The following is a 19,981-nucleotide window of genomic DNA, read 5'->3' as shown; positions in this document are numbered from 1 at the left end:
TCATCGAATGGGCCCGTTACGGCAACCCGCTGAACGATCGCCGACCGCCGCGACGCTGGTGTCCCGGCGGTCCTCCGCGCCGCCCCGCGAGCGTCTCCTCCGAGTGACGCCCCCGTGCCCTCTCCGTACGGGAAGAAGGGCTCCTCCAGGCATGAGGGGAGGCATACGGGGCAAGTGGCTGTGCAACACGGACAGACCCCTACAGAATGGCTACCGTGAGACGAGCCCTGCAGGATCTCGCTTCGCTGGCCGCCCGGCTGGGCGTCGGCGGGATCTTCTTCGCCAACGGCTGGCACAAGCTCGAGTTCGGGCTGACCGCGACGAGCGATCAGTTCGCGAAGATGGGCGCTCCCGGACCCGGCGTCTGGGCCGCCTCCACCATGCTCATCGAGCTCCTCGGCGGGGCGCTGCTGGTCGCGGGGCTCGCCGTCCCGGCGTGCGGGCTGGTCCTGTTCGCCGAGGCGCTCGCGGTGTTTGTCCTCGTCAGCGGGGACACCGGCCTGCCGCTGACCGGCGGGGACATCAACCTGATCGTCGCGCTCGGAGCGGCCTCGGTGCTGCTGGCGGTCGTCGGCGCCGGGCGCCTGTCCATCGACCACCTCGTCGTCATCCGGCGGCGCGAGGCCGAGGCCGCCGACGAGATGGCCGCCGACGCGGAGGCGGACGACGTCATCTCCTCCTGGCGCGAGCCTGACCGTCCCGCCACGACCGGCACCGGCGCCCGCACGGAGGACGCCGCCTCCCCCGGCACGGGCACGAAGGCCCCGGGGGCGGGCCCGGTGACGTTCCCCAAGGTCAAGGACAAGGTCGGCGACACCACGGCCGCCGGCGATACGACCGGAGCCGGAGGCACGGGAGGCACGACCGGAGGCACAGCCAGGCCGGTCGACTCGGCGCCCCCCGCCACCCCGGCCGACTCCGCCGAGGTCACCGCGCCACGCAAGCCGCCCAGGACCCGCCGTCCGTCCAAGCCCGCCGACACCCCGCGGGACGCGGTGCCCGAGCCGCCGGCGGACGCACCGTCCACGCCCACGACCAGGGGCGACCGTCTCGTCGCCGGTGGCCGCAAGCCAGGGCCGTCCGACACCGAATAGCGCGCATCCCCGGACCTCACCGGGTCACCCGCGCGCGACCGCGCCGACGTTTCTCGCGTCCACCTCGAAGCCGGGGCAGACGGCCACGGCGCGGTCGGCGGACCGCGGGAGGGGGCGAGGGGCGGCGGACCGGGCTTGGGGCACCACGCGAAACCGGCCCGGCGGGTGACCTGACCTCACCCGCCGGACCGGCATCCCTAACAATGTCCGCAACACCACCCATAAGGCAAGCGGCATGACCATAATTTCGCCGGACTGGAACCCGGGACGGCGCCGCGCCGAGAGCGCCGCGAAGTCGGCACGGGCGCCGGCGCAGCGTTCGATGCAGGGTTCGGTGCAGGGTTCGGTGCAGCGTCAGGCGCGAGGTCAGAAGGTCGCCGCGCCCACCCGGTCGACCAGTTCGGAGACACCCTGCTTGCGCGCGCAGTGGGCGCAGCAGTACCAGTGGCCGCTCGCCTCCACGCCATGACCGACGATGCGGACGCCGCAGTTCTCACACGTCGGAGCCATGCCCTGGATGGCGCACTCGAAGCTGTCGTAAGTGTGCACACCGCCCTTGGTGTGGACCTCGAAGCTCATGTCATAGTCGTTGCCGCATACTTCGCACTTCGCCATGATCCCCACCTCTTACTCGTCTCTAGCGAGTTACCCGCGATACACCCCGAATGACTCCGAGTCGGCGAACTCCGTACGCACAATTGGTGATCTAGAAACCAGATTTTGGGTGAACCGGGCGCGCGGGTCGCCGTCCCCCTACGTGCGGTGGCTTCGAGGACGGGGCAGGACGGGCAGACCGCCGAGCTTCACGACCCGGACGAAGGCTTTCCACGCGTCGGGGCTGAAGACCAGGGCCGGGCGGCGGAGGTTCTTGGAGTCGCGCACGGCGACGCTGCCGGACAGGACGAGGGCCACCTCGACACACTCGCCCCCGTCGCTGCCCGACCGGCTGGACTTCCGCCACCGCGCGCCGCTCAGGTCCACTTCTGCCTCACCACTTCTTCGATCATCGAGATGGACAGGTGCTGGGGGTAGGCGTCGGCGCGGATGGCGTCGTAGCCGTTGACCAGGTCGGCGATCATGCTTCTGTCGGAGACGGTGCGCCCCGAGGGCTGCGACTCGACCCGCACGACGTAAGGGTTGCCGCGCATCTCGGCGATGGCGTAGGCGCCGTTCAGCCCCGACAGCGCCTCGGCGCCGTAGGGGACGATCTGGATGGTGACCTTCGGATGGCGCGTCATCGCCAGCAGATGCCCGAGTTGCTCGCGCATGACGGCGGGGCCGCCGACGGGGCGGTGGAGCACCCCCTCGTCGATCAGCGCGGTCACCACAGGCGCGTCGTCGCGCGACAGAACGGCCTGGCGGCGCAGGCGCGCGGCCAGGCGCTGCTCGACCTCCTCCTCAAGCACCCCGGGCAGGCGCGCCAGCACCCGCCGCGCGTACGCCTCGGTCTGCACCATGCCGGGGACGAGCATCGGCGCCCAGAACCGTAACGCCGTCGCCCGCTGCTCCTCGATCGCCCACTCGCGGAAGTGGGCCGGGACGGGGGGCGGCGGCGGCCAGACCTCGGCGTACAGCCGCGTGACCACGCCGTCCAGGCCGAAGACCTCGTCGCACAGCTCGGCGAAACGCTCGGAGGGACGGAACTTCGAGGTCTCGACCATCGCGACGGCGCTGGTGGAGAAGCCGATCTTCCTGGCGAGCTGTTTCTGCGTGAGCCTGGCCGCGAGCCGATGCCGGCGCAGCTCGTAGGCGAAACGAGCGCGCGGCGACTCCGCCGGGTCGATGTCGATCATTCTGGTCATGAGGCTCCCTCGCACACACCTGGCCAGACCTGACTCATCGATGCCAGAACGACGCCGAGGTCATTCCAAAGTCACCCTGTAGTCAATGGAACACCAAGCGTAATGGTAAGACTCGGCGTGCCGGGAGGGAAATCACGATGATCGGGCGCGCCCCCCCGCGAGCCGTTAATGAGAAGACGGCGACCTCCGCGATGAATAGTCTGCTCAAGGACCGGTCACGGAAGGAGACGACGATGACGCGCATCAGGATCGCCCGGCCGCGTACGAGCCGCCGCACGAGCACTCCGGCGCTCCTCGACCTGCGATCTCCGTCGGGACGCCCTCTGCCGTACTGAGGGCGTCCACGATCTTTACAGTAGCCTTACGATCACATCTGTAGACAACTCGGTAACGAAGGCATCACGGCGGGGGGCTCTGATGAGAAGGCTGGCGGCGGTACCCGCTTACGTACCACGGCAAAAGGTGCGCGACATCCGCTCCGCACATCGCCGCAAGCCGTCGCCCGATCCCAAGGTCGTCCATCTGCAGGCGTACACCGGCCGCAACGTGATCCGCTTCCCGCGCACGGGCGGCTCGACGCCCGCCGCCTGACCACCTGAGCCGCGGGCCCGGGAGACTTCGAGGTGACCCGGCGGCAGCGGCCCGCGGCGTCGCTGCCGAGGGGGGTCAGCTTGATCAGGCCGGCCCGCCTGGCACCGGGATCCGGTACGCGCTCGACGTAGCCGCGCTGCTCCAAGTGGGCGACATGCCGGTGACGTGCGGGCTCTCGACCTGCAACTCGTCGGCGATGGCGCCGATCCGCCTCGGCTCCCCCGCCGCGGACCGCCGCCCGACTTCACGATCGGTCACGACCTGGCGGGCGGGGCGCCGGTCCGGCCGCCGCCCGCCGGAGCGCGTCGGAGGTGAACTCCGCCGGGTACGGCGAGCGGGCGAGCGCCTCGTCCGCCGCGATCTCGCCCCTGGTCACGGCCAGGCACAGCGCCGCCACCTGGGCGAGCTCGGCGCGCTGGCGGGCGACGAACGCCGCGTCCACCGGCTCGCCGTGCCCCGGGACCACCGTGCGCGCCCCGGAGGCGAGGATGCGGTCCAGGGCGGACGGCCACGCCCCGGGGAAGGCGTCGCCGAAGGAGGGAGGCGCGCCCTGCTCCACCAGGTCCCCGGCGAACAGCACGCCGCTGTCGGAGACGTCCACCATCAGGTCGTGGCCCGTGTGCCCGGGGCCGGGGTGCGCGAGCCGGACGACGCGGCCGCCGAGGTCGATCTCGGCGACGTCCTCGACCGGCCGGTCCGGCAGGACCACCCGCGCGGCCGCGAGGCGCGCGGCGGCCTCCGGCCTGCCCCGGGCGCGGTAGTACTCCGCCCAGTGCGACCGCTGGGTCTCGGCGTGCCCGGCGAGGTCGGCCCGGCAGCCGGGGTGCGCCCAGACGGGGCAGCCGCCGAACGCCGCCGTGCCGAAGCTGTGGTCGAAGTGCGCGTGCGTCAGCACGACCGACCAGGGAAGGTCGGTGAGCTCGCGCACGGCCGCCGCGAAGCCGGCGCCCTGGACCTCGTCGGCGCCGGTGTCGACGACCAGGCACGCGCGCTCGCCCGCCACCAGGCCGAGCGACAGGTCCAGTTCTTCGTGGCGGCGCACCCAGACGCGGTCCGCGACCTCGGCCCAGCGGCCCACCCGCCCACCTCCCCTGCCCGGCGTCCGCCTCAGTTTAGTGACGGGCCGGGTCCGTCCTTCCGGATCGGCGACGTCGGGAAGCCGGCCGCCGGCGGCCCCACGGCCGCCCCCGGCCTGGGATCAGGCGGCCTCCTCCGGGACGCACACCGTCAGCGCTCCGGGAATGACCTTCGCCTTCAGGCGGGTCGCCGGTTCGCGGTCACCGCCGTCCAGCTCGTACATCAGCGGCGCGCCGAACTCGGCCGTGACCTTCCTGGCCCGGGTGATCCGCACGAACGGCGAGTCCTCCGAACGGCCCGCGGTCATCCGCCCCATCACCCGCGCCCACTGGATCGGGCCCTGGGCGGTGGACACGCCGACCTCCAGCCAGCCGTCGTCGGGCCTGGCGTCGTCGAACGCCTGGATGCCCCCCGTTATCGTGCCGATGTTGCCGAGCAGCAGGCAGCTCCCCTTGCCCTCGAACCACGTCACGCCGTCGACCTTGACCGTCATCGGCACCAGCGGCCCGCCCACGTGGCGCACGGCGGCGCTCACGTACGCCAGCCTGCCCAGCCGCCCCTTGGCCCCGCCGTCGGCGTCGGCGATCATCTCGGCCTCGAAACCGGCCCCGGCCATCACCGCGAAGTGCTCGCCGTTGAGCCGTCCGAGGTCCAGCTTCCTGTGCCGGCCGTGGAAGCCGATGCGCACGGCCTCCTCCAGGTCGATGGGGATGCCCAGGTGGTGCGCGAACAGGTTCGCCGTCCCCGCGGGCAGGATCGCCATCGGCACCCCCGAGCCCGCCATCACGTCCGAGCAGCGCTGGACCATGCCGTCCCCGCCCCACACGAACACCAGCTCGGCGCCCGCCTTGAGTGCCTCGCGCACGCGCTTGGGCGCCTTCTTGCTCTTGGGCACCTCGTACCACAACAACTCGCCGACGTCCTGCTCGGTGACGAGCACGCGCAGCCGATCCAGGCCTGCACCCAAAATCTTCTTCTTGTGAGCGATGACCGCGACCTTAGGTGACATGACCCCCGACTACCCAGGAAATGCGGCTTCACCGTCTCACCGGCACCGCCTCGGGGAAGACCCGCCCGTGGGTCTTCGCCGAGGCATCCGCGCGCGACCACGGAGGCTCCTGAAAGCGGGGAGCCGGTCCATGACCGAACTCCCCGCCACGACTCGCCGCCGCGACGCCCACATGGCGCGCGCCATGGCGGCGTTCAGGACTAGCTGCAGCCGCTGGTGCTGCCGCAGCCCTCGCAGACGTAGCAACTGCCGGCGGGGCGCATCTTCGTGCCGCAGGTCAGGCACAGGGGGGCGTCGGCCGTGCGGCCCTGGTGGCTTTCCAGGGCGTGGGCGGCGCCGTTCTGGCGGGACGGGGCGTGCGTCTCGGGCGCGGCCGTGACGGCGGGCCGTTCTTCGGGCTTCTCCTCGATCGGGGCCGACTGCGCGAGGGCCGCCGTGTCGATGATGACCTCCTGGGGGGCGCCCGGGTCCTCGCCGCGCTGCTGCGCCGCGCGCTCGGCCGCCGAGAAGACCCCGAGGGCCGCACGCTCGCCGTACGGAAGGTGGTCGAGCGCCAGCCGCCGGAAGATGTAGTCGACCACCGAGGCGGCCATGCGGACGTCCGGGTCGTCGGTCATGCCGGCGGGCTCGAACCGCATGTTGACGAACTTGCTGACGAAGGTCTCCAGCGGGACGCCGTGCTGCAGGCCCACCGAGATGGCCACCGAGAAGGCGTCCATGACCCCGGCCAGCGTCGACCCCTGCTTGGACATCTTCAGGAAGACCTCGCCGAGGCCGTCGTCGGGGTACGACGACGCCGTCATGTAGCCCTTGGCGCCGCCCACCGTGAAGCGGGTGGTGGTGCTCGGACGCTGGTTCGGCAGCCGCCGGCGCTTCGGCCTCGGCACCTCGACCACCTGGACGACCGGCTCGGCGGCCTTCGCCTCGGTCTTCTCGTCGGTCTTCTTGGCGATCGACAGCGGCTGGCCGACCTTGCAGTTGTCGCGGTAGACCGCGAGCGCCTTCAGGCCGAGCTTCCAGCCTTCCAGGTAGACCTGCTCGATGTCCTCGATCGTGGCCGACTCGGGCAGGTTGACGGTCTTGGAGATCGCGCCCGAGAGGAACGGCTGGGTGGCCGCCATCATGCGGACGTGGCCCATCGGGGCGATCGCCCGCTCGCCCATGGCGCAGTCGAAGACCTCGTAGTGCTCGTGCTTGAGACCAGGCGCGTCCATGACGTGGCCGTGCTCGGCGATGTAGTGGACGATGGCCTCGACCTGCTCGGACTGGTAGCCGAGCTGCTTGAGGGCGCGCGGGATCGTCTGGTTGACGATCTGCATCGACCCGCCACCGACCAGCTTCTTGAACTTCACCAGCGCCAAATCTGGCTCAATGCCCGTAGTGTCACAATCCATCATCAAACCGATGGTTCCAGTCGGTGCGAGCAATGAGGCTTGTGCGTTTCTATATCCGTTCTTGTCCCCGAGGCGGAGGCACTCCTGCCACTGTTTGGTCGCCTCGGCCAGGATCGGCCGGTCGAGGGCGTCGACGGCGCGCAGGTCGTCGTTGGCGGCGGCGTGCTTGCGCATGACCCGCTTGTGCGGCTCGGCGTTGCGGGCGTAGCCGTCGTACGGGCCCACGATCGCGGCGAGCTCGGCGCTGCGGCGGTAGGACACGCCCGTCATCAGGCTGGTGATCGCCGCGGCCGCGGCACGGCCGCCGTCGGAGTCGTAGGCGTGGCCGGTGGCCATCAGCAGCGCGCCGAGGTTGGCGTAGCCGATGCCGAGCTGGCGGTACGCGCGCGTGGTCTCGGCGATCTTCTGGGTCGGGAAGTCGGCGAAGGTGATCGAGATGTCCATCGCCGTGATGATCAGCTCGGTCAGCTTGACGAAGCCCTCGACGTCGAAGGAGTCGTCCTCGCGCAGGAACTTGAGCAGGTTGATGCTGGCGAGGTTGCAGGAGGAGTTGTCCAGGTGGACGTACTCCGAGCAGGGGTTGGAGGCGGTGATGCGGCCCGTCTCCGGGCAGGTGTGCCAGTCGTTGATGGTGTCGTCGTACTGGATGCCGGGGTCCGCGCACTCCCAGGCGGCCTGGGCCATCTTGCGGAAGAGCGTCTTGGCGTCGACCTGCTCGATGACCTCGCCGCTCAGCCGGGCGCGCAGGCCGAAGCTCTCCCCCGCCTCCACGGCGTGCATGAACTCGTCCGACACCCGCACCGAGTTGTTGGCGTTCTGGTACTGGACGGAGACGATGTCCTTGCCACCGAGGTCCATGTCGAAGCCGGCGTCCCGCAGCGCGCGGACCTTGTCCTCCTCGCGCGCCTTGGTCTCGATGAACTCCTCGATGTCGGGGTGGTCCACGTCGAGGACGACCATCTTGGCAGCCCGGCGGGTGGCCCCGCCCGACTTGATGGTGCCGGCGGAGGCGTCGGCGCCTCGCATGAACGACACCGGCCCGCTGGCGGTGCCCCCGCTCGACAGCAGTTCCTTGCTGGAGCGGATGCGCGACAGGTTGACCCCGGAGCCGGAGCCTCCCTTGAAGATCACGCCCTCTTCCTTGTACCACTCGAGGATGGACTCCATCTGGTCGTCCACCGCGAGGATGAAGCACGCCGACACCTGCTGGGGTGAGGCGGTGCCCACGTTGAACCAGACCGGGGAGTTGAAGCTGAAGATCTGGTGGATCAGCGCGTGCTTCAGCTCGTGGTCGAAGATCTCGGCGTCCTCCTCGGACGCGAAGTAGCCGTTCTCGCGGCCGGTGCGGGTGTAGGCGCCCACCACGCGGTCGACGAGCTGCCTCAGGCTCGTCTCGCGCTGCGGGGTGCCGACCGCGCCGCGGAAGTACTTGGTGGTGACGATGTTGGCGGCGTTGACCGACCAGAAGTCGGGGAACTCGACGCCCCGCTGCTCGAAGTTGATCGAACCGTCCCGCCAGTTGGTCATGACGACGTCGCGGCGCTCCCAGCGCACCTGGTCGTACGGGTGCACGCCGGGTGTGGTGTGGATGCGCTTGGTCTTCAGGCCTTTGGGGGCCCGCTTACCCCCGCGCCCCACTGAGCCACTCACCGTCTCCGTCATGATCTACCCCTTCTTGGGCCCCGTGGAGCCCTAATGTCGGAACACATCCGCGCGCCGGTCGCATCCCCTGGCGCCGGGTCTCGGCGGGTTCCTGGTTTCCTGCGCCTGCGGACCCGCCGGGTGTGTTGGTCGTCTCTGAAGTGTTCAGTCTTGTTCCGCGCCTCGCGCGGCGCGCAGTTGCCCGATCTCTTCCTCGAAGTCGGCGAGCGTCTCGAAGCCCCGGTAGACGGAGGCGAACCGCAGGTAGGCCACCTCGTCCAGCTCACGCAGCGGGCCGAGGATCGCCAGCCCGACCTGGTGGGAGGCGATCTCGGCCGAGCCGGTGGCCCGGATGCTCTCTTCGACGCGCTGACCGAGCTGGGCCAGGGAGTCCTCGCCGACGGGGCGCCCCTGGCAGGCGCGGCGGACGCCCGCGATCACCTTGTCCCGCGAGAACGCCTCGGTCACGCCGCTGCGCTTGCTCACCATCAGCAACACCGTCTCCTGCGTGGTGAACCTGCGCCCGCATTCGGGACACGTGCGGCGCCGCCTGATCGCCGCGCCGTCCTCGGTGGACCGGCTGTCGATCACCCGGGTATCCGGATGGCGACAGAAAGGACAATGCACGTGTCGCCTCCCTTTTCTCGCGTTTCCCACTAGTTATGTGCCGGCGGACCCGCGAAAGAGGAGGCCCGAGGGTCTGCCTCGGGGAAACTCCACCCCAGGTTTCCGTATTCGCCCCACGCTCACGACCCCTTTCCGGATTAACCGGAATAGGCTCGCGCACGCACTGCGGATACCCTCAGTGCGTCGACGGAAACACAACCTATGGGTAACCGACAACGGTGTAACTACTAGATGTTGTGGTCCAACCTAGGAGCGACGCACCATGAACGCAAGTCGGCGGGGCCTCCGGCCGGAAACCGGCCGCCGATCAGGGCCAACGGCCGCGCCCCCGGCGTGTCGCGCCCCGGCTCCGGAGCCACCGGCCCCCGGGAGGCTCCGGACGGACCTCGGACGCCAGATCGCTCACCTGATCGACTTTCCGGCCCCGCGGGCATAAGATCACGAAAGTCGAACACGATATCGATCGAACTCCCGTACGATGTCATGCGTCGGCCGGCCGGGAAGTTCGGAATCTCTCGAACAGTTGTTTGATGACGATCTTCAACGGCGTTATTGTCGCTGTGTGCGACATCGGGAATACGGACGGGGAGCCGGCCGCGCGGGCATGGCGTGACGTGGCGGAGCGTCTCACGGGCGCCCGGCGAGGAGGAGTTGAACATGAGCGAGCAGGAAGAGACCGGCACGGTCGTCACCGACCTTGCGGTGCGCAGGCGTGACTCCCTGGGCCTCACCCCACGGCAACGCAAGATCCTTGAGGTGATCCGCGATTCCGTGCAGCAGCGGGGCTATCCGCCGTCGATGCGCGAGATCGGCGAGGCGGTCCAGCTCACCAGCACGTCCAGCGTGTCCCATCAGCTCACCGCCCTGCAGCGCAAGGGCTACCTCCGCCGTGACCCGCACCGGCCGCGGGCGCTGGAGGTCCGCCTGCCGGGTGAGCCCGCGCTGTGGGTCGACCCGGTGGGCCCCGGTGAGGAGGAGCCGCTGGTGAGCCGTCCCACGGCCGCGTTCGTGCCGCTGGTGGGCCGCATCGCCGCCGGTGGTCCCATCCTCGCCGAGGAGCGCATCGAGGACGTCTTCGCGCTGCCCAAGCAGCTCGTGGGCGAGGGCACGCTGTTCCTGCTCCAGGTCGCCGGTGACTCGATGATCGACGCCGCCATCGCCGACGGCGACTGGGTGGTCGTGCGCCAGCAGCCGGTGGCCGACAACGGCGACATCGTCGCCGCCATGATCGACGGCGAGGCCACCGTCAAGACGTTCAAGCGCAAGGACGGCCACGTCTGGCTGGTGCCCCACAACGCCAACTACGACCCGATCCCGGGCGACGAGGCCACCGTGCTCGGCAAGGTCACGGCGGTCCTTCGCAAGCTCTGACCTCCGCCTTCCGGCACGCTCTGGACCAGGGCCTTCGAGGAGCCGGGACACCGCCTGCCGCCGTGTCCCGGTCCCGGTCCCGGTGACCCGCGCGCTCCCCGGCCGCCGCGCCACGAGCCCGCCTGCGCCTCACCATCGGTGACCGCTCAGGCGGGTTTCGCGCGTTCGGGGGCGACTCCGCCCACCGGGACGCCCGGCCGACGTTCACCCGGCGGGACGTCCACCCGGCCGGGGATGTCCGTCCGGCTCAGGGGACGATGTTGACCAGCTTGGGCGCCCGCACGATGACCTTGCGGGGAGCGCCGGACAGATGGGCCCGCACCTTCTCGGAGCCCAGGGCCAGCTCCTCCAGCTCCTCCGCCGAGATCGAGGGCGAGACCTCCAGGCGGTCCCTCACCTTGCCCGCGACCTGTACGACGCAGGTGACCGACTCCTGCACCAGCAGCGCCGGGTCCGCCACAGGCCAGCCGCCGCGGGCCACCGTGGGGCCGTGCCCCAGGCGCTCCCAGCCCTCCTCGGCGGCGTACGGCGCGACCAGCGAGAGCATGACCGCCAGGGCCTCGGCGGCCTCGCGGACGGCCGGGTCGGCGGCGCCGGGGCCGGAGTCGATGGCCTTGCGCGTCGCGGAGGTCAGCTCCATCATGCGGGCCACGGCCACGTTGAAGCGGTGGGACTCGATCAGGCGGGTGACCTCGTCGATCGTCCTGTGCGTGACCTTGCGCAGCTCCAGGTCGCCGGTGGCGGCGTCCACGCCGGGCGCGGAGGCGGCGCCCGCCTCGGCCATGACGCGGAAGGCCCGGGCCAGGAACTTCTGCGAGGCGGCCGCCGACAGGTCGGCCCAGTCGATGTCGTCCTCCGGGGGGCCGGCGAACACCATGGTCAGGCGGACGGCGTCCACGCCGAAGGTGTCGATCTGCTCGCCCAGGTCTACGCCGTTGCCCAGGGACTTGGACATCGCCTTGCCCTGGTTGATCACCTGGCCCTGGTTCAGCAGGCGCAGGAACGGCTCGGAGAAGTCGACCATGCCCATGTCGTGCAGGACCTTGGTGAAGAACCGCGAGTACAGCAGGTGCAGCACGGCGTGCTCGACGCCGCCGACGTACTGGTCGATCGGCCCCCAGCGCCGCACCGCCTCGACGTCGAACGGGCCGTCCTCGAAGCCCGGCGAGCAGTACCGCAGGAAGTACCACGAGGAGTCGACGAAGGTGTCCATCGTGTCGGTGTCGCGCTGGGCGGGGCCCGCGCACTTGGGGCACTCGACGTTGACCCAGTCGGTCGCGCCGGCCAGGGGTGAGACGCCCTTGGGAGCCAGCGCCTCGCCGCGTAGGTCGGGCAGCGTGACCGGCAGCTGGTCGTCGGGGACGGGGACCTCGCCGCAGTCGGGGCAGTGGATGATCGGGATCGGGGTGCCCCAGAAGCGCTGGCGCGACAGCAGCCAGTCGCGCAGCCGGTAGTTGACGGCCGCGTCGCCGGTGTCGCGCTCGCGCAGGATCTCGATGATGCGGGCGATGGCCTCGGCCTTGGACAGCCCGTCCAGCGGGCCGGAGTTGACCAGGGTGCCCTCGCCGGGGGTCGCGACGCCGGTCTCGCCCGGGTCGGCCAGGCCGGTGTGGACGACGACCTGCACCGGCAGGTCGAACTTCAGCGCGAAGTCCAGGTCGCGCTGGTCGTGGGCGGGCACGGCCATGATCGCGCCGTGGCCGTAGTCGGACAGCACATAGTCGGCGGCCCAGACCGGGATGCGCTCGCCGTTGACCGGGTTGACGGCGTACCGCCCCAGGAAGACGCCGGTCTTCTCCTTGTCGGTGGCCAGGCGCTCGATGTCGCTCAGCTTGGCGACCTCGGCGCGGTAGGCCTCCAGGGCGGGCAGCTGCTCGGGCGCGCAGATCTCCTCGGCCAGCGGTGCGTCGGCGGCGACGACGAAGAACGTGGCGCCGTACAGCGTGTCGGGGCGCGTGGTGTAGACGGTGACGGGCTCGTCGCGGCCCTCGATGCGGAACCGGACGTCGGCGCCCTCGGAGCGGCCGATCCAGTTGCGCTGCATGGTCAGCACGCGCTCCGGCCAGCCGCCCTCCAGCCCGGCCATGTCGTCCAGCAGGCGGTCGGCGTAGTCGGTGATGCGGAAGTACCACTGGGTCAGCTCGCGGCGGACGACCTCGGTGCCGCAACGCTCGCAGCGCCCGGCGACGACCTGCTCGTTGGCCAGCACGGTCTGGTCCTTGGGGCACCAGTTGACCAGGCCGCCCTTGCGGTAGGCCAGGCCGCGCTCGTAGAAACGGATGAACAGCCACTGGTTCCAGCGGTAGTACTCGGGGTCACTGGTGTGCAGGCGGCGCGACCAGTCGAAGGAGATCGCGTACCGCTTGAAGGAGTTGGCCTGGGTCTCGATGTTGGCGTACGTCCACTCGGCGGGGTGGGCGTTGCGCTTGATCGCGGCGTTCTCCGCGGGCAGGCCGAAGGAGTCCCAGCCGATGGGGTGCAGGACGTTGTAGCCGCGCTGGAACCAGTAGCGGGCGACGACGTCGGCCAGGGCGAAGACCTCGCCGTGGCCCATGTGCAGGTCGCCCGAGGGGTAGGGGAACATGTCGAGCAGGTATTTGCGGGGACGCTCGTCGGCGGCGTCCTCACCTGCCCGGTAGGGGTCCAGTTCTTCCCACCGCGACTGCCACTTCGCCTGCAGCGCCTGCGGATCGTACTGCTCGTCACTCACGGCCCATGTCCCTCGGTTGACTCGGCGCGGATGGCTCGACCAATAAAAAACCCCCCGTGTCCACGAGGGGCAGCCGCGGCGACCGGTCTCAGCTCGGTCGCCGCGGCCCGCCAAGAAGCAAGGTCCCGCCACGCATAGCTCAAGGGTAGCGCAGCCGACAATCTGTCTTCCTACCGTTTGCGCGGCACCCCTGCCGGGGCAGGGGGAACCCCGCAGGAAACAGTCACACAGCGGCCTAATGGTGATAGATCCGTTGTGACCTCATATGTCCCTTTAGTTTACCCTTTTCGCCGTGGCGAACTCGTTCGAGCGGGAGCGCGGCCCGCAAATCAGCCAAGAGGGCCTGCCGATGCAGGATCCGCCGACCGATCCGACCGGGCTCCGGCTGCCGGAGGCTTTCTCGCATTCTGCTGCGAAGACCCCTGCTCCACATGAGATCATGCCCAGCACCCCCAATCCGGGCATGATGTCGGGAGGTTCGCCAGCGATGGCTCCTGAGCAGACCAGCCAGCCTACGCACCCCCCGGCGTGGCCCGAGAGCCCTCCCGCGTGGCCCGAGATGCCGCCTCCGCCGCCTCCGCCCGCCCGCTCGGTGTTCGACCCGCCGGGCCCCCGGCCGTACGAGTCCCGCCCGACCGGCCCCCAGGCGTACGAGTCCCGCACCACCGGACCGCAGACGTACGAGCCCCGGTCCGCCGGCCCGCAGGGCTACGAGTCCCGCCCGACCGGTCCGCAGGCGTACGAGTCCCGCTCCACCGGTCCGCAGGCGTACGAGCCGCGCCCGGCCGACCCCCAGGGATACGAGCCCCAGCCCACGGGGCCCCAGGCGTACGAGCCGCCCGGATCCCGGCCGCAGGCCTCGCCCTACGTGCCGCCCGGCACCGAGACCACCATGCACGTCCCGGGTCCGGCCGCGCGGCCGGGGTACGGCGGCCCGCAGGCCCCCGAGCACCCGGCGCCCGGACACCACGCCCCGCAGCAGCCCCCCGGCCGCCGGCCGCAGGGACAGCATCCTCAGGGGCAACACCCCCAAGCGCCGCATCCTCAGGCGCACCGGCAGCGGCCCCCGGCTCCCGCGCACGCGCCCGACGACCCGTACAAGCCGTTCGTCACCGCCGGGCAGATCAGCGGGCCGAAGACCCCGCCGCCCGAGCGCCAGCAGGAGCTGTGGAACACGGTCTTCGGCGACAACTACGACGCCATGGGAGAGGAGTCCGACGGCGGCGAGGGCGGCAGGCGCGTGTGGCTGCTCGCGCTGGTCGCCTCGGTGATCGTCGCCCTGGTCCTGGCCCTGGTGTGGGCGTTCCTCGCCGGCCCGCTCAGCTCGGCCTCCGGCGACGCCGACGCCGCGGCGAACCCGTCGGGGGACGCGGGCAGGACCACGGCCAAGCCGTCGCCCTCGCACGCGCAGGCGAGCACCAAGCCGCAGTCCATCGGCAGGCTTCCGAAGTACCCGGGCGAGGCGTCCCCCCGGGCCGGCGTCCTCACCGACGCGGAGTCGGCCATCACCGTGGCCAGGCTCGGCGGCCCCTGGCGGCTGGACTCGCGCTCCGAGCACATCCGCTCGGCCTACGGCTTCGCGACGCGCCAGTACGTCGCCGCCGGGGCCGACGAGTCGGGCACCCCGGCGTTCGCGCAGGTCATGACCGGCCCGCTGGCGAAGGGGCTTGCGGCCAAGTACTCGGCGTCCGACCCCTCGAACCTGACCCCGGTGATCAGCGCGGTGGCCTTCTCGGCGCGCAACAAGTTGTTCCCCGAGGGCAACAAGGTGGTGAAGACGGCCGAGCAGCGCCTGTCCGTCGGCGGCCGCCCGGCACGCCTGGTCGCCTACCAGGTGCTCGCGGGCGGGGCCAGGACCACGCTGGTGGTGGCCGCGGTGAGCACCGGCGCCGACCTGCCGGCGATCGTCTACATGTCCGTGCCGGACGCCAAGAAGGAACTGCTGCCGGACGTCAACACGGTGTTCTCGTCGATCCGCCCGGTGGCCGCCGACTCGTGAGGCCGGCGGGCGGTCAGCTCAGGCGGTAGCTCATGTGCTTGATGCCGTTGATGAAGTTGGAGAGCAGGTAGTCCGGCTCGCCCGTGGCGCGGATGCCGGGCACGCGCGTGAACAGCTCGCGGAACATCACCGTGACCTCGCGCCGCGCCAGGTGCGCGCCGAGGCAGTAGTGCGGGCCGGGGCCGCCGAACCCGACGTGGGGGTTCGGGCTCCGGGTGATGTCGAAGGCGTCCGGGTCGTCGAACACGGCCTCGTCGCGGTTGGCCGAGTTGTAGAACAGCAGGACCTTGTCCCCCTTGACGTACCGCTGCCCGTTCATCTCGTGGTCGCGGGTCACCGTGCGCCGGAACTGGATCACCGGCGTGGCGTGGCGGACGATCTCCTCGACCGCGCCGGGCAGGCGGGCGTCGAGGTCCCGGAGCAGTAGATCCCGCTGGTCGGGGTGGTCGGTGAACAGTTTCAGGCCGTGCGCGATGGCGTTGCGTGTGGTCTCGCTGCCCGCGACGACGAGCAGGATGAAGAACGAGCCGAGTTCCTGGGCGGTCAGGTGCTCCTCACCGTTGACGAGCATGCTGGTGAGGTCGCCGGTCGGGTGGGCGCGCCGCTCGCGGCCGAGGCCGCGGGCCAGGCTGTTGAGCGCGTGCCCCGAGCGCAGCAGACGGGCGAGTCCCCGGGCGACGTTCAGGCGGCTCATGTCGGGACGGATGCCGGTGTACTCGACGTCGGCGTTGCCGAGGACCACGTTGGTGTGCCGTAACACCATGTCGTGATATTTCGGCGGAATGCCCATCATGTCGCAGATGACCTGGACGGGCAGCCGGGCGGCCACCTGCGGGACGAAATCCCCCCCGCCCTCGGAGATCGCCTGGTCGACGATCTCGCGCGCGGCCCGGGCGACGTCCTCCTCCATCTTCTGGAGGATCCTCGGGGTGAACGCGCGCGAGACGATCCTGCGCAGGCGCGCGTGCCGGGGGTCGTCCATGTTGATCATCGACCCGAAGTACACCGCCAGCCATCTCGGCATGTCGGGGATGCTGTTGGACGTCGGCTCGCTGCTGAAGACGCCCGCGTTGCGGCTGGCCTCGGTCACGTCGGCGTGCCGCACGAGCGCGTAGTAGCCCTTGCCCCCGCCGATGAACGGGACGCGCTGCTCGGGCATGAAGACCGGCCCGTCCAGCTCGCGCAGGCGCCGGAAGGCGTCCTCGCGCTCCCGCCGCGGCCGTCCCCAGAAGGGGATGTCGGACAGGTCGATGTCGACCGCGCCACGCGTCATCGCCACACCTCCGGATCCATGCTTTGGCGCTCGTCCCCGCGCGTCAAGAGGACCGGATCAGATCGGCGGCCTTTTCGGCGATCATGACGGTCGGAGCCTGCGTGTGCCCCCGGTTGAGCGCCGGCATGACCGACACGTCGGCCACGCGCAGCCCCGGCACGCCGATGACCCGCAGCGAGGGGTCGACCACCGCGTCGTCGTCGATGCCCATCTTGCAGGTGCCCGCCGGGTGGTACAGCGTCTCGGCCGCCTCGCGCGCGTACCGGGCGAGCTCCTCGTCGGTCTGCTCGCCCCCGTAGGGCTTCATCGGCCTGCCCGCGTACGGCCGCATCGCCTCGGTCCCGAACAGCGCCCGCGCCCGTTTCAGGCCGGCGACCAGGCGCCGGAGGTCGGCCTCGCCGGTGAGGTAGCACGGGTCGATCACGACGCCTCCGCCGTCGCCCAGCGTGACCCGGCCCCGGCTCTCGGGCCGAAGCAGGATCACGCCGAGGGTGAGGCCGTGCCCGGGCGGCGGGGTGAGCCCGTGGTCCACGAACGGCACGGGCGCGAAGAGCAGCTCGATGTCGGGGGCGGGCTCCTGCGGCGAGGTCCTGAGGAAGGCGACGGCCTCGCCCACATTGGAGGTCAGCGGCCCGCGCCGCCCGAACAGGTAGCGCGCGAGGTTGCCGGGCGACTCGGCCGTGGCGAGGGTGACCGGCACCGGGCACTCCACGACCACGCCGGCGGCCAGGTGGTCCATCAGGTTGCGCCCCACGCCCGGCAGCTCGTGCCGGGGCTCCACCCCCGCCGCCCGCAGCTCGTCCGGATCGCCGATCCCCGAGAGCATCAGCAGCCTCGGCGACCCGATCGCGCCCGCCGTGACGATCACCTCCCGGGCGGCGGTCACGCGCCGGCCCTCGCCGTACTCGACCCCGGTCGCGCGGCCGGTCTCGTCCAGCAGGACGCGGCGGGCCTCGGCGGCGGTGAGCACGGTCAGGTTGGGACGGGACATGGCGGGCCTGAGGTAGGCGTCGGCGGCGCTCCACCTCCGGCCGCGGTCCTGGAGGACGGGCGTCTGGGAGAAGCCCTCGTTGGAGGCTCCGTTCAGCTCGTCCAGCCGGGTCATCCCGGCCTCCTCGCAGGCGCGCAGGAACGCGAGGGTCGTCTCGTTGGGGGCGCGCAGCTCGGAGACCAGCAGCGGCCCCCCGGTGCCGTACACCTCGCCGCGGTTGGAGCCCACGCGCCGCTCGGAGCGCCTGAAATACGGCAGCACCTCGTCGTACGACCAGCCGGGAAGGTTCCAGCCGTCGTAGTCGGCCCGGTGGCCGCGCACCCACATCTGGGCGTTGATGGACGACGACCCGCCGAGCGTCCTGCCCTGCGGCCAGTACAGCTCGCGGCCGAACATCTCCGCCTGCTTGGCGGTGGTGTAGTTCCAGTCGTAGCGGGTCCTGAACAGCTTGGAGAACGCGGCCGGCACCCGGATCTCCATCCGCCGGTCGGCGCCGCCCGCCTCCAGCAGGACCACCCGCACCGCGGGGTCGGCCGAGAGCCGGTTGGCGAGCACACAACCCGCCGCACCCGCGCCGACGATGACGTAGTCGTAGTCCATTGATGTCTCCGGGGATGTAGGGCGGCCTTTCCCGTACTTACGCCGGTTATCGCCCCACGTCCACGCTTGTTACCGATTAGTAGCGCTACTGGCGCCGGGGCTGCCAGGATGTCGCCAACCTCGTGCGGCGTGACCACCTCGGCGTGCCGCCATCCCCGGCGAGGTCACCACTCCACAAAGGGAGAAGCTCATGCTCAACCTGTCGGTCGTCTTGGAGGACAGCGCCCGGGAACGCCCGGACCATACGGCCGTGGTGTTCGGAGACCTGCGCATGCCGTACTCGCTGGTGAACACGCTCGCCAACCAGGTCGCCGCCCTGCTCGCCTCCCGGGGCATCGGCAAGGGCGACAAGGTGGCCCTGGCCTGCCCGAACCTTCCGTACTTCCCGATCGTCTACTTCGGCGTCCTGAAGGCCGGCGCGGCCGTGGTGCCGCTCAACGTACTGCTCCAGACCCAGGAGATCGCCTACCACCTGCGCGACTCGCAGGCCAAGGCACTGTTCTGCTTCGAGGGCGGCCCCGAGCTGCCGCTGGGCGAGCGCGGGCACGCCGCGTTCCGCGAGACCGTCCCGGACGGGCCGCACGCCGACGGCTTCTTCCTGCTGCCCGCCACCCCCCTCGCCACCGACTCGGGCATCGAGGGCGTCCAGACGCTGTGGGCCGCGCTGGACGGCCTGCCGGGCACGTTCGAGACCGTGGCCACCGCGCCGGACGACACGGCGGTGATCCTTTACACCAGCGGCACCACCGGACAGCCCAAGGGCGCCGAGCTGAGCCACCAGAACATGCTGATGAACGCGATCGTGTCCGACGAGATGTTCGAGGACACCGGCGAGGACGTACTGCTGGCGACGCTGCCGCTGTTCCACTCGTTCGGGCAGACCGTCATGATGAACGTCGGCTTCCGCCGGCGGGCCCGCCTGGTGCTGATGCCGCGCTTCGACCCGGCGGGGGCGCTGGCGCTGATGCGCGACGAGCGGGTCACGATGTTCGCCGGGGTCCCCACGATGTACTGGGCCATGCTGACCGCGATCCACGCGGCGGGCGCCGAGGTGCCGTCCACGTTGAGGACGGCGGTGTCGGGAGGGGCGTCGCTGCCGGTCGAGGTGCTCAAGGACTTCGAGAAGACGTTCGGCGTACCGGTCATGGAGGGGTACGGGCTGTCGGAGACCTCGCCGGTGGCGAGCTTCAACCAGCGGGGCAGGCCGACCAAGCCGGGGTCGGTCGGCACGCCAATCTGGGGCGTGGAGATGAGGCTGGTGGACTCCGGCTGGGAGACCGTCGAGGGCGAGGGGCCCGGCGAGATCGCGATCCGCGGCCACAACGTGATGAAGGGGTACCTGAACCGGCCCGAGGCCACCACCGAGGTCGTGCGGGACGGCTGGTTCCGCACCGGCGACATCGCCACCAGGGACGCCGACGGCTACTACTTCATCATCGACCGCGCCAAGGACATGATCATCCGGGGCGGTTTCAACGTGTACCCGCGCGAGCTCGAAGAGGTGCTCATGACGCACGAGGCGGTCTCGCTGGCGGCGGTCGTCGGCGTCCCGCACGCGTCGCTCGGTGAGGAGATCAAGGCGTATGTGATCCTCAAGCCGGGGGCAGTGCTCGCCGAGGAGGCTCTGGTCGAGTGGTGCAAGCAGACCATGGCGGCCTACAAGTACCCGCGGCTGGTGGAGTTCCGCGAGTCCTTCCCGATGACCGCCAGCGGCAAGATCCTCAAGCGCGAACTCCGCTGACCAGCTGGGGACAGCGACCGTCCATGCCGTCGAAGAACTCCCAAAAAGGGGCAAAACTATC

At 70.8% G+C, this 19,981-nt stretch carries 16 protein-coding genes; 5 read left to right on the top strand and 11 right to left on the bottom strand.

Annotation, left to right across the window (positions count from 1 at the left end; all coding sequences use genetic code 11):
- The first annotated feature begins 215 nt into the window (after positions 1 to 215).
- Positions 216 to 1,094, top strand: coding sequence for a DoxX family protein (locus DQ384_RS32345; RefSeq protein WP_181871542.1), 879 nt, complete (start codon positions 216 to 218; stop codon positions 1,092 to 1,094).
- A 366-nt stretch (positions 1,095 to 1,460) separates the two neighbouring features.
- Here DQ384_RS32345 and DQ384_RS32340 read toward each other — a convergent pair whose 3' ends face one another.
- The 3 genes from DQ384_RS32340 to DQ384_RS32330 form a co-directional block, all read right to left on the bottom strand.
- Positions 1,461 to 1,709: a hypothetical protein gene (locus DQ384_RS32340; protein WP_114032720.1), complete on the bottom strand. Its 249-nt coding sequence runs from the start codon at positions 1,707 to 1,709 to the stop codon at positions 1,461 to 1,463.
- A gap of 138 nt (positions 1,710 to 1,847) precedes the next feature.
- Complete coding sequence (locus DQ384_RS32335) at positions 1,848 to 2,075, bottom strand: DUF397 domain-containing protein (protein WP_114032670.1); 228 nt, start codon at positions 2,073 to 2,075, stop codon at positions 1,848 to 1,850.
- Positions 2,066 to 2,896, bottom strand: a complete 831-nt coding sequence (locus DQ384_RS32330) for a helix-turn-helix domain-containing protein (protein ID WP_114032669.1) — start codon at positions 2,894 to 2,896, stop codon at positions 2,066 to 2,068. The genes DQ384_RS32335 and DQ384_RS32330 overlap by 10 nt, the downstream gene beginning before the upstream one ends.
- Positions 2,897 to 3,358: 462 nt before the next feature.
- Between DQ384_RS32330 and DQ384_RS43825 the strand changes: the two genes are divergently transcribed.
- A complete protein-coding gene (locus tag DQ384_RS43825; protein WP_281274150.1) occupies positions 3,359 to 3,487 on the top strand; it encodes a hypothetical protein in 129 nt (42 codons plus the stop codon).
- A gap of 84 nt (positions 3,488 to 3,571) precedes the next feature.
- On the opposite strand, the gene DQ384_RS41710 is transcribed toward DQ384_RS43825, so the two are convergent.
- The 5 genes from DQ384_RS41710 to nrdR form a co-directional block, all read right to left on the bottom strand.
- Positions 3,572 to 3,745, bottom strand: coding sequence for a hypothetical protein (locus DQ384_RS41710; RefSeq protein ID WP_181871541.1), 174 nt, complete (start codon positions 3,743 to 3,745; stop codon positions 3,572 to 3,574).
- A complete protein-coding gene (locus tag DQ384_RS32320) occupies positions 3,732 to 4,565 on the bottom strand; it encodes an MBL fold metallo-hydrolase (RefSeq protein WP_114032667.1) in 834 nt (277 codons plus the stop codon). Before DQ384_RS32320 ends, DQ384_RS41710 begins: the two co-directional genes overlap by 14 nt.
- A 120-nt stretch (positions 4,566 to 4,685) precedes the next feature.
- Complete coding sequence (locus DQ384_RS32315) at positions 4,686 to 5,573, bottom strand: diacylglycerol/lipid kinase family protein (protein WP_114032666.1); 888 nt, start codon at positions 5,571 to 5,573, stop codon at positions 4,686 to 4,688.
- A 200-nt stretch (positions 5,574 to 5,773) separates the two neighbouring features.
- Positions 5,774 to 8,629, bottom strand: a complete 2,856-nt coding sequence (locus tag DQ384_RS32310; RefSeq protein ID WP_114032665.1) for a vitamin B12-dependent ribonucleotide reductase — start codon at positions 8,627 to 8,629, stop codon at positions 5,774 to 5,776.
- Positions 8,630 to 8,773: 144 nt separating this feature from the next.
- Complete coding sequence (nrdR, locus tag DQ384_RS32305) at positions 8,774 to 9,235, bottom strand: transcriptional regulator NrdR (protein WP_114032664.1); 462 nt, start codon at positions 9,233 to 9,235, stop codon at positions 8,774 to 8,776.
- A 657-nt stretch (positions 9,236 to 9,892) separates the two neighbouring features.
- On the opposite strand from nrdR, the gene lexA reads away from it, so the two are divergent.
- Positions 9,893 to 10,606 carry a transcriptional repressor LexA gene (gene lexA, locus DQ384_RS32300; RefSeq protein WP_114032663.1) on the top strand — a complete coding sequence of 238 codons (714 nt, stop codon included), beginning with the start codon at positions 9,893 to 9,895 and terminating at the stop codon, positions 10,604 to 10,606.
- 247 nt (positions 10,607 to 10,853) lie between these two features.
- On the opposite strand, the gene leuS is transcribed toward lexA, so the two are convergent.
- Positions 10,854 to 13,316 carry a leucine--tRNA ligase gene (gene leuS, locus DQ384_RS32295; protein WP_114032662.1) on the bottom strand — a complete coding sequence of 821 codons (2,463 nt, stop codon included), beginning with the start codon at positions 13,314 to 13,316 and terminating at the stop codon, positions 10,854 to 10,856.
- Positions 13,317 to 13,803: 487 nt separating this feature from the next.
- Here leuS and DQ384_RS32290 point away from each other — a divergent pair, with 487 nt between their 5' ends.
- Positions 13,804 to 15,315, top strand: a complete 1,512-nt coding sequence (locus DQ384_RS32290; protein ID WP_147268968.1) for a hypothetical protein — start codon at positions 13,804 to 13,806, stop codon at positions 15,313 to 15,315.
- A gap of 13 nt (positions 15,316 to 15,328) precedes the next feature.
- On the opposite strand, the gene DQ384_RS32285 is transcribed toward DQ384_RS32290, so the two are convergent.
- Positions 15,329 to 16,588, bottom strand: coding sequence for a cytochrome P450 (locus DQ384_RS32285; protein ID WP_114032719.1), 1,260 nt, complete (start codon positions 16,586 to 16,588; stop codon positions 15,329 to 15,331).
- A 43-nt stretch (positions 16,589 to 16,631) separates the two neighbouring features.
- A complete protein-coding gene (locus DQ384_RS32280; RefSeq protein WP_114032660.1) occupies positions 16,632 to 18,179 on the bottom strand; it encodes a GMC family oxidoreductase in 1,548 nt (515 codons plus the stop codon).
- A gap of 190 nt (positions 18,180 to 18,369) precedes the next feature.
- Here DQ384_RS32280 and DQ384_RS32275 point away from each other — a divergent pair, with 190 nt between their 5' ends.
- Positions 18,370 to 19,920: a long-chain-fatty-acid--CoA ligase gene (locus DQ384_RS32275; RefSeq protein WP_114032659.1), complete on the top strand. Its 1,551-nt coding sequence runs from the start codon at positions 18,370 to 18,372 to the stop codon at positions 19,918 to 19,920.
- Positions 19,921 to 19,981 lie beyond the last annotated feature (61 nt).

The organism is Sphaerisporangium album (genome assembly GCF_003323745.1).
Taxonomy (GTDB): domain Bacteria; phylum Actinomycetota; class Actinomycetes; order Streptosporangiales; family Streptosporangiaceae; genus Sphaerisporangium; species Sphaerisporangium album.
Note: the sequence above shows the minus strand (reverse complement) of the source record. Positions and strands in the feature narration are given on the sequence as shown.

Bases quoted from the DNA above. Each gene is read 5' to 3' on its own strand.
- DQ384_RS32280 (WP_114032660.1), bottom strand. From the start codon at position 18,179: ATGGACTACGACTACGTCATCGTCGGCGCGGGTGCGGCGGGTTGTGTG.
- DQ384_RS32275 (WP_114032659.1), top strand. From the start codon at position 18,370: ATGCTCAACCTGTCGGTCGTCTTGGAGGACAGCGCCCGGGAACGCCCG.
- lexA (WP_114032663.1), top strand. From the start codon at position 9,893: ATGAGCGAGCAGGAAGAGACCGGCACGGTCGTCACCGACCTTGCGGTG.
- DQ384_RS32310 (WP_114032665.1), bottom strand. From the start codon at position 8,629: ATGACGGAGACGGTGAGTGGCTCAGTGGGGCGCGGGGGTAAGCGGGCC.
- DQ384_RS32290 (WP_147268968.1), top strand. From the start codon at position 13,804: ATGGCTCCTGAGCAGACCAGCCAGCCTACGCACCCCCCGGCGTGGCCC.
- DQ384_RS32315 (WP_114032666.1), bottom strand. From the start codon at position 5,573: ATGTCACCTAAGGTCGCGGTCATCGCTCACAAGAAGAAGATTTTGGGT.
- DQ384_RS32330 (WP_114032669.1), bottom strand. From the start codon at position 2,896: ATGACCAGAATGATCGACATCGACCCGGCGGAGTCGCCGCGCGCTCGT.
- DQ384_RS32285 (WP_114032719.1), bottom strand. From the start codon at position 16,588: ATGACGCGTGGCGCGGTCGACATCGACCTGTCCGACATCCCCTTCTGG.
- DQ384_RS32340 (WP_114032720.1), bottom strand. From the start codon at position 1,709: ATGGCGAAGTGCGAAGTATGCGGCAACGACTATGACATGAGCTTCGAG.